This is a genomic window from Saprospira grandis DSM 2844 (assembly GCF_000275825.1).
Taxonomy (GTDB): domain Bacteria; phylum Bacteroidota; class Bacteroidia; order Chitinophagales; family Saprospiraceae; genus Saprospira; species Saprospira grandis_A.
Genome location: NZ_JH719942.1, coordinates 2,357,773 through 2,372,158, shown reverse-complemented (window position 1 = coordinate 2,372,158; position 14,386 = coordinate 2,357,773). Strand labels below are relative to the sequence as shown.

The following is a 14,386-nucleotide window of genomic DNA, read 5'->3' as shown; positions in this document are numbered from 1 at the left end:
CAAGACTGCTCGGCCCTTCGCCAGCTTTGCTGGCTCGGTCTGGCCTACGGCCCCCCTTTCGCATCGCTAGGCCATTTCTGCCCCTTTGGGGCAGGGCGGCAAAGCCGCCTTATTCTCGGCCCTTGGCCACAAAATAGACAATTAGCCCAACAGCTAGCGTTCCCAAGCCCGCAAAAGACTCTTTAGGATGATCGATCATGGTATAAACGAGCATCCAAAGCTCTAGCAAAATGAAAATTACCGCAGGCAAAGGATAAAGCGGCAAACGGTAACCTTGGCTCGCTGGCTGCCGAGTTCTGAGCACCAAAAGGCCCACAACCGTTAGGCAGGTAAAGAGGGCCAAGGTAAAACCCACATAGCGAATTACGGCATCAAAGCTAGCGGTATAAATAAGAGCTATAGCAATAACAGACTGAATAATTACGGCCATATAAGGCGCTCCCGCCTTATTGCTAATGGCCCAAAAGCGCAAGCCTTTTAGGTCTTGCCCCATTTGCTGGCTCACTCTGGGGCCCGCTAAGGTCATGCCCAAAACAGAGGCTAAAAGCCCTAGGCAAATCATGGCCGAAATCAACTGCCCGCCCAAATCGCCAAAAATGGCTTGGGCCGCAATGGCGCCCACTTCATTTTGCCCAGCTAGCTCCTCCATTGGAACCCGGTACAAAAATACAAAATTGAGCAAAACATAAAGCGTAGCCACCAAAACAACCGATAAAATCAGAGAACGAGGCACATTTTTATTGGCCGATTTCACCTCTCCCGCCACATAAGTGACCGCATTCCAGCCCGAAAAGGCATAAGAGACATAAATTAGGGAAACGGCAAAACTATGACTGGCAATGGCCTCAAAATCTACCGCCTCTATACTAAAAAAAAAATGGCTCGTATCTCCAGCTATAAAAAGGCCACAGACAATCAGGACCATAATCAGAAAGAGATTGAGATAGGTGGTTCCACTCTGTATCAAAGAGGACCAAGAGAGTTTCATAAAATTGACCAAGGCGGCCAAAAGGACCAAAACCATGGCCACAACTAGCTGCGAGCTTTGCAGTTCGGCCTCGCTCATGCCCTCAAAATAGCTAGGCAAAGCCCAAGAAAAATATTTGCTAAAGGCCATAGCCGAAGCGGCAATTGGGGCCGCAAAACCAATTGTGGCCGAGGTCCAACCCGACAGAAACCCCAAAGCGGGATGATAAATCTTACTTAGGTAATTATACTCTCCACCAGAACCTGGCAAACGGACAGCCAGCTCGCCATAGACCAATGCGCCACAAAGCGCTACCAATCCCCCCACCAACCAAAGGACCACCACCGCAAAGGTAGATTTGATCCCTATCACTTGATAGCCCAAACTCGTAAAGACCCCCGTACCAATCATACAGGCAGCAATAACGGCTACAGCCGCAGCTAGGCCCAATTTATTTTCTTTTGCTTGCTCTTCCACAGTTTTCCTATAAAAAAGCGATATGCAGCATCCTCAAAGGGCCACATATCGCTCTATTTGATAATCTTTTAGCTTTTGCTTCTATCTATCGGCGGCGCGAACGGCGGCGCTTATAAGAGAAGCTAACCTCAGGATCTACAGATTTTGCAATCGTTTTGATTTGTTCTGTGGTCATATCCGCAATGTAGGGTTCTGGATCTACACGCTTATTATTGATAAACACTTCATAGTGAACATGAGGCGAAGTAGAATAGCCCGTGCTACCCACATAGCCAATAATTTCTCCACGCTGTACTTTTTTACCCACTTTGGCATCAATCAGGCACATGTGGCCATAGAGTGTTTTATAGCCATAGCCGTGGTCGATCACCACATTAAAGCCATAGCCACTGCGTTTGTGCTCTACACGAACCACCGTACCATCGCCAGTAGCGAAAATGGGAGCTCCCATAGGGGCGCCCAAGTCAATACCGGGGTGCATTTGCCAAACGGACTTATTAAAAGGATTTCTACGCATACCAAAACCCGAAGAGAGGTGAAGGGCGCGCTCTAGGCGCAAAAGGGGCCGGATTGCAGGAATAGCGCGCATGCGCTTTTCGGCCTTACTGGTTTTGGTTAATAACTTATCTTGAGAGGCGGCCACCATAGACATTTGGTGGCGAATTTTTTGCAATTTTTCGGCCATTTCAACTAGGGCCGCTCCATCTTGGAGTTGTTGGAGTTCAGGATGTTTTACGCTACCCCCTACTCCGTATTCCCATTCACTATCATCAATTTGGTTGAGGTCTAGCGTGGGGCTATATAAGTTTTGGTCCCGTTCTTTGAGGTCTACCAAGGCAGCGCCCATCAGGTCCAATTTCTGGTTAGTTTCTTGAATTTTTTCGGTAATCAGTTGTTTTTCAGCAACATAATTGCGCAGGCTTTCAGGAGCCGCTAGCGTCCATAGTCCCCAGCCATAAAAGGCTGTGGCGGTCAGAATCATTGTCATTTGGCCAATTTGTTGGAGCCAATTTTTCTTGATTCGTTCGTAGGAGAGCGTGTTCCTGTTATAACGATAAAATACTCGTTTTTTCATAGGTAGTCGTTCTAGTGAACTAAAGCTTAGGCAGTTAGGCCCAACTCAGCCTTTGCGGCGAGGTCTTTTTAAAGACAGACAAAGATAAGCAGCTAATTTTCAAAAAACCAAATAATTAGCGGAACTTTTTGGGGCTTTAAGATTTGTCCTTGGCTAAAGTTCCTTTGGGCAGGGCTTTTTTGGGCCAAATTGCGGTATAGCAGGGCGCGAAGCGCCCGCAGGCCTAGCGATGTGTAAGGGTGGCCCGTAGGGCCAGACCGAGGCGGCTTTGCCGCCGCAGGGCCGAGCGAAGAGCGAGCCCTGAAACGTAGCGCCGACGAGCGCAGCGAGGCGGAGGCCCCAAAACATCCAGTTTATAAATAGAGGATCCAGAAGAGGCTCGTTAGTGAAATAATTAGCCAAAGGGCGATACCGAGGCTAAGGGCTTTGAGGCCAGCTTGTTTCATTTGTTCTAAAGAAAGATTGCTTCCGATGAGGAAAAGCGTGAGGACCAAGAGGGCCTTGGCGGCCTGTTTGATGCCTGAAGAGAGAAAGTCGGGAAAAGGGGTGTAGCTATTGATGAGGATAGCGATGAGGAAGCCGCCGATGAAATAAGGAATTTTAATTTTCTTTTGTTCGCCTTTGAACCAATAGGCCGAGAGCAGCGCAATGGGGATAATCCAGAGGGCGCGGGCCAATTTGACCGTAGTAGCGACCTTTAGGGCCTCTTCTCCGTAGCTATGAGCGGCCCCCACCACCGAGCTAGTATCGTGTATAGCGATAGCGGCCCAAAGGCCAAAATCGGCTTGGCTGAGGCCTATGGCTTGGCCAATCAGGGGAAAAAGGACTAAGGCGATAGAATTGAGGATAAAGACCACCCCTAAGGCCGTGGATATATTGCGTTCGGAAGCATTGACTACGGGAGCTACGGCGGCAATGGCGCTTCCGCCACAGATAGCAGTCCCCGAGCCAATCAGATGACTTTCTGCCCGAGGCATTTTGAGCAAACGGCCAATAATAAAGGCCAAACTAAGCGTAAGGCTAATTGAAAAAACGGTTAGCAAAAAGCCCTCTTGGCCTACTTGCAGCGCCTCTTGGGCCGAAATGCCAAAGCCCAAGCCGATGACGGCTATCTTGAGTAATTTTTTTACGGCCTTTTGGCTATGGCTAAGAAAAGGGTGCCCCAAAAAATGTCGAAAAAGGAGGCCAACGACCAAGGCCGCAGCGCTATTTGCCCATGGCGTAAGCGCCCAAACAAGAAGAAGTACAAAGAGTATACGGATAGGCCAGCTATTGGCTAGCGCTTGTTGTTTTGACATTATTATCGTTTTTGTGCAAAGAAAGGCGAGTAGCAGCAGTTTGTTTGCAATAACAATCACAGCTTGCCAAAAGTAGCGACAAAAGGAAGACAAAAGTCTTATTTTGTAAAAGTAACTGGCTTTTTGGTCAAAATTTTGTTGAGCTTTGCCATTAATAAAGTTTAACAAAAGTCATATGATCTCAAAACCGAAATTCCCCCAGATTTTAGCTGTATTGGCCTTTTTGTCCCTAGTTTGGGCCTGTCAATCTACAGCAAGCCCCGAGATCCCAGAAATGAGCAGCCAAGAACTACTACAACAACCCGCCCAGCGATCGGCTAGCTTTAGAGATGAAGTGGTGGTAGAAATTCAGGAAGAGCCCCTCTACATTCAGCAATTTAAGGCTTATATGGTCAACCAAGAAGGTAACCCCATTAAATGGTTGGGCAATGATGAATTGGGAAGCTTTTTAATTTTGGACCCAGGCGGATTTATGGAAGGCGGCGACAACTATGGCGGCTATGAAGGAGAATGGCGCTACAACAAAGAGCAAGATAACATTGAGCTCCGTATGCAAAGCGATGAAAAATGGTCTGCCGTAAATTTCAAGCTACACAGCCGCGAGCAAATAGAGCTGATGGGTATTCTTTTTCAAGCCGATTTGGAGCGTCCAGACAGCAATACGACAGCCCAAAATTAAAAAAGAGTCCATGCCCTTAATAGCACAGACTCTAAAAGGCTCCACAACCTAAAAGTCACTGAAAGACTAAGCGCCAACTGATCCGTTCTAGCTAGGGCGGGATAATTGGCGCTTTTTTATGCCCTTAATTGTAAAAGGTTAGGGCAAAGTGGAACAAAAAGCATTTTTTTTGCCTAATTTTACCTGAAACACAGGCTACTTCATCGCGAGAAGCGGATGCTTGAACTTATAAAATACTATAAGATAAGGCCCTTCTTGAGGAAAGTCCGAACAACGTACTGCATCGCGCCAGCTAACGGCTGGGCAGAATGCTTAGCACTCTGACGGAAAGTGTCGCAGAAAATAACCGCCCATTTTGGGTAAGGGTGAAAACCTGCAGATAAGCGCGCAGGCAAGCTACTGGCAACAGGAGCTTGGGATAAACCCCGCGAGTTGAAATGCCATGTAAACCAGCGCCCGAGGGTTGCAGGCCCAATGCTGGAGGGTAGGCAGATAGAGCGTTTATGTGAGTAAACGCCCAGATAAATGATGAAGCCTTGAGGCTTAGGCCAAAAGTGACAGAATTCGGCTTATCGGTCTGTGTTTTTTCTTTTTTTCTTAAAAAAGGCTGAGGTTTAGATTTTTTTGGAAAAAATTGTACCTTTGCCATCCGTTGAGCTGTGGGCCATTGCCCCTCAGCCTCTTTTTATTGCCAAATCGTAAACTATTCAATAAAAATGGCCAATCACAAATCAGCAAAAAAGCGCATTCGCCAAACAACTAAGCGCCGCGTGCACAACCGCTTCTACAAGAAAACAACTCGTTCTGCTATCAAACGTCTACGCAGCATCACTGAAAAGTCTGATGCGGAGAAGTTCTTGCCCAAAGTAGTCTCTATGATCGACCGCTTAGCTAAAAAGAACCAAGTACACAAAAATAAAGCGGCCAACTTGAAGAGCAAATTGACTGCTTACGTCAATAACCTCTAGGATTTTTGGTCCTTGACAAATATTTGGCAGACCTACTGGCTTGGTTCCATTAGGTCTGTCTTTTTGTGCCCGTTTTAAACCTTCTGCTCCTATGCAAGCCTATATTGCCACTACTTTTTTTGGCCTAGAAAATGTCCTGGCCAAAGAACTCAGCCAGCTTGGCGCCAAAAATATTATGCCCCTCAAAAGAGCGGTCCGCTTTGAGGCCGACCCGCTTCAATTATATAAGGCCAATATGGGCCTGCGCACAGCCTTGCACATCTTGCACCCCCTGGCCGAAGAAAAGGTCCGAAATGCCGACCAACTCTATGCCCTAGGCAAAGCTATCAACTGGATGCGCTGGTTTAATAATGAGTCTACTTATGCTATCCGCGCCCGAGTAAGCCATGCCCCAGAGTTTAAAAGCCCGCTCTTTGCCGCCCTTAAACTCAAGGATGCTATCGCCGACCAATTTAGAGATTTTACAGGCAGCCGCCCCAATATCGATCGGGATAATCCCGATATCGAAATCCATCTGCATATTTTTAGAGATCGCTGTAGCATTTCTATTGATAGTAGCGGCTCTTCCCTCCACCGCCGAGGCTACCGCCGAGGGGGACATGCCGCCCCCATGAATGAGGTCCTTGCCGCTGGTATGCTCCTCCTCTCTGATTGGCGTGGCCAAGGTAATCTGGTCGATTTTATGTGCGGTTCAGGAACAATTCTGACCGAAGGTGCCCTGCTCGCTACCAATAAAGCCCCCAATTTGCTCCGGCCCAATTTTAGCCTCAAGCACTGGAAAAACTTCGATAAAGAACTCTGGAGCCAAGCCCGCATGGAACTGATGAGCGAGGAAAAAACCTTTGAACACCGCATTTATGGCTCAGACTTTAAACGATCGGCCATTTCTGAGGCGTTCAAAAATGCGCATGCCGCTGGCGTGGCCGACTTTATGCAGCTAGAGAACCTAGATTTCAGAAAGCTCAAACGCCCCGAAGAAGGCGAGCCCGGTGCCGTGATTATCAACCCACCCTACGGCGAACGCCTCAAACCTAGCCAAATTGGCCGCCTCTATGCCCAAATTGGCGACGCTCTCAAGAAGCATTTTTCTGGCTATTCAGCCTGGCTCCTCTCCTCTAACAGAGAGGCGACTAAGGAGGTGGGACTCCGACCCAAAAATCGAATTCCACTTTATAATGGCCCTCTCGAATGCCGCCTTTTGCAATACGATCTCTATGATGGCAGCAAACAGCTAGAGAAAAAACGACAGGCCGAAAAAGAAAATGAAACACCCAAAAAAGAAGAGTCTTAATGCAAGATCTCCCTCTTTTTAGCCGCAGCCAACTGGCCCTGCGCAATGGCCAAGACCGAGAAGAAATTTGGGTGGCCTACCAAGGCCTTATCTATGAGCTCAATGGCAGCCGCCTTTGGCGAAATGGCCAGCATTATGGCCAATGGGCCGGGCAAGACCTTACCCCAGAATTAGATCAAAAAGCTCCCCATTCAGCCGAACATTTGAAAAGATTTAAAGTGGTGGGCCAATTACAACTCTAATAACTTACTGTTTTTTTGGGGCCTCCCGCAGCCCTTTTTTTGGGGGGCTGCGGGCGCTAGGTTTCACAGCTCGCTACTCGCTCGGCCCTGCGCCAGCAAGCTGGCTGGGTCTGGCCTAACGGCCACTGCTGCACAGCGCTAGGCCATTGCAGGCTTTGCCTGCAGGGCGCTTCGCGCCCTAGTCCGCACAGAAAAATGCCAAAAGGCCACTAACTTTTTCCAGTTAGTGGCCTTTTCTTTTGGGCCAGAGCAAAAAGACTAAAGCAAAGCTATCAGTTGAGCGGCCTAGCGATGTGGAACAGTGCAGCGAAGCTGCAGACCAAAGCGCTTTAGCGCTGCAGGGCCGAGCAGACCTGCGAGCTGCGACAACCAGCCCCTATAGGGGCGCCAGTTCGACGACCAAAGGGAGTAAACGTAGCGCCGCAGCTTCGCTGCGGAGGCCCCAAAACTAAAAAAGCCCCAAGCAAAAGCTCGGGGCAAAAAATTAGTTTGCATTATCCGAGAGAAACTTGAGTCGGTAGAGTTCTATTTCTTCTAGCGAAATATCATCTTCTTTGAGTTCCTCAAAAGCAGTATCGAGATTATCGGTTTCGGCCTGCATAAAATAATCTTCAATATCTTCCTGCACCCCTTCATCCAAGATATCCTCAATATAGTAATCAACATTGAGTTTGGTGCCTGCATTGATAATCATGTAGAGTTCTTGCAGTAGCTCATCCATACGGATGCCAAGGCTATCGGCGATGTCTTCAAAGGGCATTTTTCGGTCAATGCTTTGGATAATAGTCACCTTAGACTTTGATTTTCGGGCAACTGATTTAATGATAAAATCGACGGGGCGAATAATATTATTCTCCTCTACATAATCCTTAATGCTGGCCAAGAAGTTGCGGCCATATCGGCGAGCTTTGCCCTCAGAGACCCCAGCAATATTTTTCATTTCCTCAATAGTAAAGGGATATTGAGTCGCCATTTCTTCTAGAGACACTTTTTGGAAGACGACAAAAGGCGGTACATTTTTTTTACGGGCCACCTGTTTGCGTAAATCGAGAAGAATTTTGAGCAATTGAGGATCTAGCGTAGAACTAGCATTCTGTTCTCTTTCCTCCTCCATATCTTGCATTTCTTGAGCAAAATTATGATTTAGGCTCATCTCAAAAAATTGGGGTTGGATCAAAAAATCGTGCCCAGCCTCTGCCACCCTCAAAATGCCATAATCTTCAATATCTTTTTTGAGATAATCATTGAGTAGGCCTTGTCGGAGGACAGAATTCCAGTAGTGGCGGTCCTTATCTTTTCCTTTGCCAAAGAGTTTGTGTTTCTCGTACTTAAAGTCGAGAATTGACTGCGTTTTTTCTCCAAGGAGAAAGTCGAGTAGCTCCTTAACTTGAAGTTGTTCGTGTAGGTCCTTGACCACCTGCAACAAGAGCAGCAAAGCCTCCTTGGCATTTTCGGTAGGATGTTGTTTTTTGCAATTATCACACATTTGGTCTCTTCGGCAGACCTCATCCTTATATTTTTCTCCAAAATAGTGCAGCAAAAAGCGTCTTCTACAAGCAGTAGTTTCCGCATAGGCAATCATTTCGGCCAATAGCTGAGCGCCCATTTCCCTTTCGGCCACAGGCTTATCGCGTAAGAACTTCTCGAGGCGGAGAATATCCTTATAAGAGTAGAACGTTAGGCAGTGAGCATGTTGGCCATCTCGACCCGCCCGGCCTGTTTCCTGATAGTAGTTTTCAATACTTTTAGGAATATCATAATGGATCACAAAGCGCACATCGGGTTTATCGATGCCCATCCCAAAAGCAATTGTAGCGACAATCACATCCACTTTTTCCATTAAGAAAGCATCTTGGGTATCGCTTCTGAGTTTGGCCTCTAGGCCAGCATGATAAGGCGCCGCCTTAATATCATTAACAGAGAGCACCTTGGCCACCTCTTCGGTTGTTTTACGGTTTTGGACATAGATAATCCCTGATTCATTGGGGGCTTTATCCTTAATAAACTGTACAATACGTCGGAGGACATCTTCCTTTTTTCCTTTGGGCTGCACCTCATAAAAGAGATTATCCCGATTAAAGGAGTCCATAAATTCTCTAGGTGCTTCTAGGCGTAGCGTTTTCACAATATCCATACGGACCTTAGGCGTAGCTGTAGCCGTTAAGGCAATAATAGGAATCTCTTGCTCTATATTTTCAATCATAGAGCGGATTCGGCGATATTCTGGACGGAAATCATGGCCCCATTCCGAAATACAGTGTGCTTCATCAACTGCAACAAAGGATACCTTAATTTGCGATAGAAACCGAAGTGTATCTTCTTTGGTTAAGGTTTCTGGGGCAATATAAAGTAATTTAGTAGCGCCAGAAACAATATCTTGTTTGACTTCTTTTACCTTCGCTCTACTAAGTGAAGAATTGAGAAAGTGAGCCACTTGGTCCGATTCAGCATAAGAGCGAACGGCATCTACTTGGTTTTTCATTAGGGCAATGAGTGGAGAAACCACAATAGCGGTTCCTTCAGAAAGCAGCGCAGGCAATTGATAACAAAGCGATTTTCCCCCACCCGTTGGCATAATCACAAAAGTATCTTGTCCACCGAGAATACTTTGAATAATCTCCTCTTGTTGGCCTTTGAATTGTTCAAATCCAAAATATTTTTTCAAGGCCGTTGTTAAACTCCTATCTTTAACCGTCATAATATCTAATATTCAGTGTCTAGTTGCTATGTTCACTATTTGTGGGGGAGGTACATAAAAACGCTGGGAATGGGAACTTTTTAAAAGTACAAATATTTTACCGATTCCTCAACTAAAAAATTGCTAAAAAGCCCTTAAAAACTATAGCTTTAGGCATTGTCTAAAAAATTTATCCTATGATTATTCGCATTGTCAAGATGACTTTCCAGCCAGAGGAAACCGCTAATTTTTTAGCTTTTTTCGAGCCTTTCAAGGAGCAAATTCGCCATTTTGAGGGCTGCCAAAAATTGCAGATCCTTAGAGGAAAAGATCAGCCAAATATTATTTTCTCTTATAGCTACTGGGATGGGCCTGCTGCCTTAGACTGTTACAGAAAATCAACGCTTTTTGGGCAGGTTTGGCCAGAAACAAAAAAACGCTTTGCGGCCAAGCCCGAGGCTTGGACGCTAGACCTTTTAGCCGAAATTAACTAATTATGCGCAAGGCTTTTATTTGTCAATCTAATTATATTCCTTGGAAAGGCTACTTTGAGGCCATTGCCCAAGCCGATGTTTTTGTACTTTACGATTGTGTGCAATATACCAAGAACGATTGGCGCAACCGAAATCGTATAAAAACCGCCCAAGGGCTACAATGGCTAACGATTCCCGTTCGTCAAAAGCAGCTAAAACAACGCATTGCCGATACGCAAGTTGCACAGGCCAATTGGGCCAAAAAGCACTGGAATAGCTGGCAGACGCATTATGCCAAGGCGCCTTTTTTTAAGCAATATGCCCCGCAAATTAAGGCCCTTTATTTGGAAGAGGACAGCCCTTTTCTCTCTCAAATCAATAAGCGCTTTATTCTCTGGGCCCTAAATGAGCTGCAGATACAAACAAAGGTTCTAGAAAGCGTTCATTTTGACTTGCAAAAGCAAGACCCTAGTTTGCGATTGATTGAGCTCTTACAGCAAATTGATGCCCAACATTATTTGTCGGGCCCTGCAGCCAAAGCCTATATCCATGAAGAAGCTTTTGAGGCGGCTAATATCAAATTGGAGTATTTGAATTATGGCCCCTACCCTACTTATGAGCAACTTTATCCGCCATTTAGCGATGCGGTCAGTATTTTAGACCTATTTTTTCATTTGGGGCCTGCCGCCAAGCAGTTTTTTCGGTCCATTTAACGGCTTTACAGGGCGCAAAGCGCCCGCAGGCTGAGGGATAGTAGGGGGTGGCCGAAGGCCAGACCGAGCTTTTGAGCGCAGCGAAAAAGCGATGGGCCGAGCGAGCAGCGAGCCCCCGCATAGCCCGACCCGAGCAAAGCGAGGGGCAGCCCCAAATCATCCAACTTTAACGACTTAGCGATGTCATCTGTAGCCTATGCTGTTGTGGTCCCCGTTTATCGAGGCGAAGAGAGTTTACCCCTACTCTATCAAGAAATTAAGGCCTTTTTTGAGGGGGCCAATTTGAGCTTTGAGCTTATTTTGGTCCATGATTGCGGCCCCGATAATTCCTGGGCGGTCATGAAAAAATTGGCGGCTCAGGATACTCGTGTCCGCCCCTTTCAACTGAGCCGAAATTTTGGCCAACACAATGCCATTATCTGCGGTTTTGCGCAGGTTCGGGCCCCTTGGGTCATTACGATGGACGAGGATTTACAGCAGCGCCCCGCCGATATTTCGGCCCTAATTGCCGAGCAAAAAAAGGGCAATTTTGATTTGGTTTATGGCTACTTTGAAGAGCGACAGCACAATGGCTTTCGGAACCTGACCTCTTGGTTGATGCAGCGCAGTTTGAGCTTGGCCATTCCCCAATTACACCCCCATTATAGCCCTTTTCGCCTGATTCGTAGCGATATGGCCAAGGCTTGCCTGCAGATGAATAATTCTTACACCTTTTTAGATGGTTATCTGAGCTGGATTACGCAGCAGGTGAGCAGTGTGCGGGTCAGTCATCAGCAGCGGCAGGCCGGAGAAAGTGGCTATACCCTGCGCAAATTGCTCAATCATAGCATCAATATTTTAATTACTTTTTCGGACCTGCCCATCCGCTTACTTTCGGGCATTTCGATCATTATATTTATACTATCTTCGGTCTATTCGCTCTACATTTTGCTCCGAAAACTGCTCCTCAACGATATTATTCCAGGCTATAGCAGTTTGGTGATTATCCTGGGCTTTGGGCTCAGTCTGATTCTTTTGGGCATTGGCATTTTGGGCGAGTATATCCACCGTATCAATCAGCGCAGCAGCCGAAGGCCCAATTTTTGGCTCCGCGCCTCAGAAAATGAAGAGCAAGATGAAGACTAGGCGCTATGTTTTTTTGGTTTCGGGCGGGGGCGGCAATCTCCGATTATTGGCCAAGTTCTTGGCCTTTGGCCTTTTGGAGGGGGAGTTGGTTGGCGTTTTGGCCGATCGGCCTTGCCCCGCCCTGATTTGGGCCCAAGAAAAAGGCATTTTTGCCCAGCAAATTGGTTATCGGCAGAGCCAGCCCGAGGAGTTGCGGCAGTATTTGGCCCAATTGCAGGCCGATCTGATCGTTACCAATATCCATAAAATTATTGATGCCCAAACCTTGGCCCAATTTTCTGAAGCCCATTGGGTCAATTTGCATTATTCGCTTTTACCTGCTTTTGCTGGCCTCATTGGCCTAGCCCCCCTAGAAGCCGCCAGAAAACAGCAGTCGCCATTTTTTGGAGCCACAGCGCATTTGGTAAAGGAAAAAGTAGATGCTGGACCTATTTTGGCCCAAGGCATTTTTGCTACCGCTTGGCAAAAAAAGAGTACAAAAAACCATATTGAGCAAACTTTTCGGGCGGGTGGACTTGCACTTTGGGCCGCTTTTGCTCAACTAGAAGGCCAAAAAATCGCCGAGCAGCCAACAAGCATTCAATGGGAAAATGGGCAGCGCATTTGCCTACACCCCTGCCCCAAAATTCCAGAGCAGTTGCAGCAAGAAACATTTTGGCAAAATATCTAATTTTTTCTTTTTTTGGGGCCCGCGGCCAGCTCGGCTGCGCCTCGGTTGGCCGCCGCTATGCTGCGGGGCTCGCAGGTCTGCTCGGCCCTTCGTTTTTTTCGCTTTGCTCAAAAAGCTCGGTCTGGCCTTCGGCCACCCACTCCGCAGCGCTGGGCCAATAGGGCCTGGCAGCCATCCAGAAATTCCGTCTAGCTACTAAACTATTTTCTTATGATTCGATTCTTTTTTATCTGCTGTTTGGCCCTCCTATTTTTTGGGCCCCTAAAGGCCCAACGGCCCGACAGCAGCTTTTTGATGGACAATATTTACAAGGTCAAATTGGGCGAAAAAACCCTCTGGGGCTTTTATGAGCGAGAAACGGGAGAAATTCTCAGCCCCGCCGCCTATGATAGCATCAAATATCAGTTTCGCCTAGAACAAGATTTGCGCTATTACGAAATTCAGAAAAATGGAAAATGGGGCCTACTAAATAAGGACCTCAGCGCTTGGATGCCCCCAAAATACGATAAGGTCAATTATCGCTATAAACTAGACCCAGCCCGCATCTTTGTAGAAGTTGGTGGAAAGTACGGCATCTTTAATGAAGATGGTAGCGAATGGCTGGCCCCCATTTATGATGAAATCATGTTTGATGGCAATTATTTTAAGGTCAAAAAAGGAGAAAAATGGGGTATCCTCACTATTCGTGGAGAAGAATATTTGCCCATTTGCTTTGCGCATATTTATGACAATCTAGAACCTAAATACTCTTTAGTTCGCCAAGAGAATAAACAACTTTGGTCCGTATATAATTGGTTGGCCCAAAATGGCAATTCGCCCTGCGAATTGCAGCCCGAGCTCAGCTTTGAGCGGATAGAATACTTCAATGAGTTTTTTACGGTCTATAAAGATGGGCTCTGGGGCGTTGCCAACGATGAGGGGAAATTACTCATTGAGCGAAAATACAAGGAGCTCGAACCCTTTTCCTTTTTGCCCCTGCGCTGGCTCAAGGTCTTAGAAAAAGATAAGTATGGTATTTTGCGGCTAGATTCTTTGGGGAAATTGGACACTATTCTGGATCCTATCTATGATGATATTGGCATTGACCCCGACAACTACAAGCTGATGGCTCGCTACAAGGGCAAAGAAGACTACATGTATGAGGGCGAAGGCTATTTTAATTTTGCCTATGATGGCATTAAGTACTTTTTGCGGCATCAGCTCTTTATTATAGAGCTCAATGGCAAGGCGGGAGTGGCCAATGTGGAAAAAGACATTTTGATTCCCCCAAAAAAATATAATCAGCTGCACATTATTGACCGCAACACCTTTATGGTCCAAAAAGGCGGAAAATGGGGCGTGGTCGATGCCCAAAACCGAGAACTCATTGCCCCCGCTTTTACCAACTTTGACTTTAGGAAAGAGGGCTACTTCTTTGCCGCCGATGGCGAAAAATGGGGGGTAGTTTCTCTAAAAAAGGGTATTTTGCTGCCCCCAAAATATGAGGATGTGGTCATTTTGCCCAAAGGCCGTTTTTTGGTCCAAAAAGGCGGAAAATGGGGTGTAGTGGCGGTTGGTGGCCGAATTATTGAACCCATTAAGTGGGAAACCTACAGCTACCCCAGAGGTAGCCAAGAAATAGAACTGATCAAAGGAAATAAAAGCTTTAAGTATAAACTTTAATAGCGGCTAAGGGCCAGGCGGTCCTTGGCCCAGCGCTGCGGAGTGGGTGGCCGAAGGCCAGACCAAAGC

General features: G+C 46.8%; 13 protein-coding genes and 1 other RNA gene. 10 read left to right on the top strand and 4 right to left on the bottom strand.

What is annotated here, in order from left to right; all coding sequences use genetic code 11:
• Nucleotides 1-109: 109 nt before the first annotated feature.
• From SAPGRDRAFT_RS10885 to SAPGRDRAFT_RS10875, 3 genes are all read right to left on the bottom strand, one after another.
• A complete protein-coding gene (locus tag SAPGRDRAFT_RS10885; protein ID WP_002659314.1) occupies nt 110-1,444 on the bottom strand; it encodes an APC family permease in 1,335 nt (444 codons plus the stop codon).
• Between the two features lie 85 nt (nt 1,445-1,529).
• A complete protein-coding gene (locus tag SAPGRDRAFT_RS10880) occupies nt 1,530-2,519 on the bottom strand; it encodes a M23 family metallopeptidase (protein WP_037350113.1) in 990 nt (329 codons plus the stop codon).
• Between the two features lie 353 nt (nt 2,520-2,872).
• Nucleotides 2,873-3,817 (bottom strand): YeiH family protein, encoded by a 945-nt coding sequence (locus SAPGRDRAFT_RS10875; RefSeq protein WP_002659312.1) that lies wholly within the window; start codon nt 3,815-3,817, stop codon nt 2,873-2,875.
• Between the two features lie 175 nt (nt 3,818-3,992).
• On the opposite strand from SAPGRDRAFT_RS10875, the gene SAPGRDRAFT_RS10870 reads away from it, so the two are divergent.
• The 5 genes from SAPGRDRAFT_RS10870 to SAPGRDRAFT_RS10850 all read left to right on the top strand — a co-directional run bounded on the left by SAPGRDRAFT_RS10870 (nt 3,993) and on the right by SAPGRDRAFT_RS10850 (nt 6,997).
• On the top strand, nt 3,993-4,496 hold the full coding sequence (locus tag SAPGRDRAFT_RS10870; protein ID WP_002659311.1) for a hypothetical protein: 504 nt from the start codon (nt 3,993-3,995) through the stop codon (nt 4,494-4,496).
• A 198-nt stretch (nt 4,497-4,694) separates the two neighbouring features.
• Nucleotides 4,695-5,068, top strand: an RNA gene (rnpB, locus tag SAPGRDRAFT_RS19980) — RNase P RNA component class A.
• A 144-nt stretch (nt 5,069-5,212) separates the two neighbouring features.
• Nucleotides 5,213-5,464 (top strand): 30S ribosomal protein S20, encoded by a 252-nt coding sequence (rpsT, locus tag SAPGRDRAFT_RS10860; RefSeq protein WP_002659310.1) that lies wholly within the window; start codon nt 5,213-5,215, stop codon nt 5,462-5,464.
• A 91-nt stretch (nt 5,465-5,555) separates the two neighbouring features.
• Nucleotides 5,556-6,755, top strand: coding sequence for a THUMP domain-containing class I SAM-dependent RNA methyltransferase (locus SAPGRDRAFT_RS10855; RefSeq protein ID WP_002659309.1), 1,200 nt, complete (start codon nt 5,556-5,558; stop codon nt 6,753-6,755).
• Entirely contained in the window at nt 6,755-6,997 is a 243-nt protein-coding gene (locus tag SAPGRDRAFT_RS10850) for a cytochrome b5 domain-containing protein (RefSeq protein ID WP_002659308.1), read from the top strand. Before SAPGRDRAFT_RS10855 ends, SAPGRDRAFT_RS10850 begins: the two co-directional genes overlap by 1 nt.
• 484 nt (nt 6,998-7,481) lie before the next feature.
• On the opposite strand, the gene recQ is transcribed toward SAPGRDRAFT_RS10850, so the two are convergent.
• Nucleotides 7,482-9,695 carry a DNA helicase RecQ gene (gene recQ / locus SAPGRDRAFT_RS10845; RefSeq protein WP_002659307.1) on the bottom strand — a complete coding sequence of 738 codons (2,214 nt, stop codon included), beginning with the start codon at nt 9,693-9,695 and terminating at the stop codon, nt 7,482-7,484.
• A 176-nt stretch (nt 9,696-9,871) separates the two neighbouring features.
• Between recQ and SAPGRDRAFT_RS10840 the strand changes: the two genes are divergently transcribed.
• The 5 genes from SAPGRDRAFT_RS10840 (at nt 9,872) to SAPGRDRAFT_RS10820 (ending at nt 14,317) form a co-directional block, all read left to right on the top strand.
• Complete coding sequence (locus tag SAPGRDRAFT_RS10840; protein WP_002659306.1) at nt 9,872-10,168, top strand: putative quinol monooxygenase; 297 nt, start codon at nt 9,872-9,874, stop codon at nt 10,166-10,168.
• Between the two features lie 2 nt (nt 10,169-10,170).
• A complete protein-coding gene (locus SAPGRDRAFT_RS10835) occupies nt 10,171-10,860 on the top strand; it encodes a WbqC family protein (RefSeq protein WP_002659305.1) in 690 nt (229 codons plus the stop codon).
• Between the two features lie 180 nt (nt 10,861-11,040).
• Nucleotides 11,041-11,985, top strand: coding sequence for a glycosyltransferase family 2 protein (locus SAPGRDRAFT_RS10830; protein ID WP_002659304.1), 945 nt, complete (start codon nt 11,041-11,043; stop codon nt 11,983-11,985).
• The gene (locus tag SAPGRDRAFT_RS10825) at nt 11,975-12,655 is read left to right on the top strand and encodes a formyltransferase family protein (RefSeq protein ID WP_002659303.1); all 681 of its coding nucleotides are present in this window, start codon (nt 11,975-11,977) and stop codon (nt 12,653-12,655) included. Before SAPGRDRAFT_RS10830 ends, SAPGRDRAFT_RS10825 begins: the two co-directional genes overlap by 11 nt.
• A gap of 210 nt (nt 12,656-12,865) precedes the next feature.
• Nucleotides 12,866-14,317 (top strand): WG repeat-containing protein, encoded by a 1,452-nt coding sequence (locus SAPGRDRAFT_RS10820; protein WP_002659302.1) that lies wholly within the window; start codon nt 12,866-12,868, stop codon nt 14,315-14,317.
• The last annotated feature ends 69 nt before the right edge of the window (nt 14,318-14,386 follow it).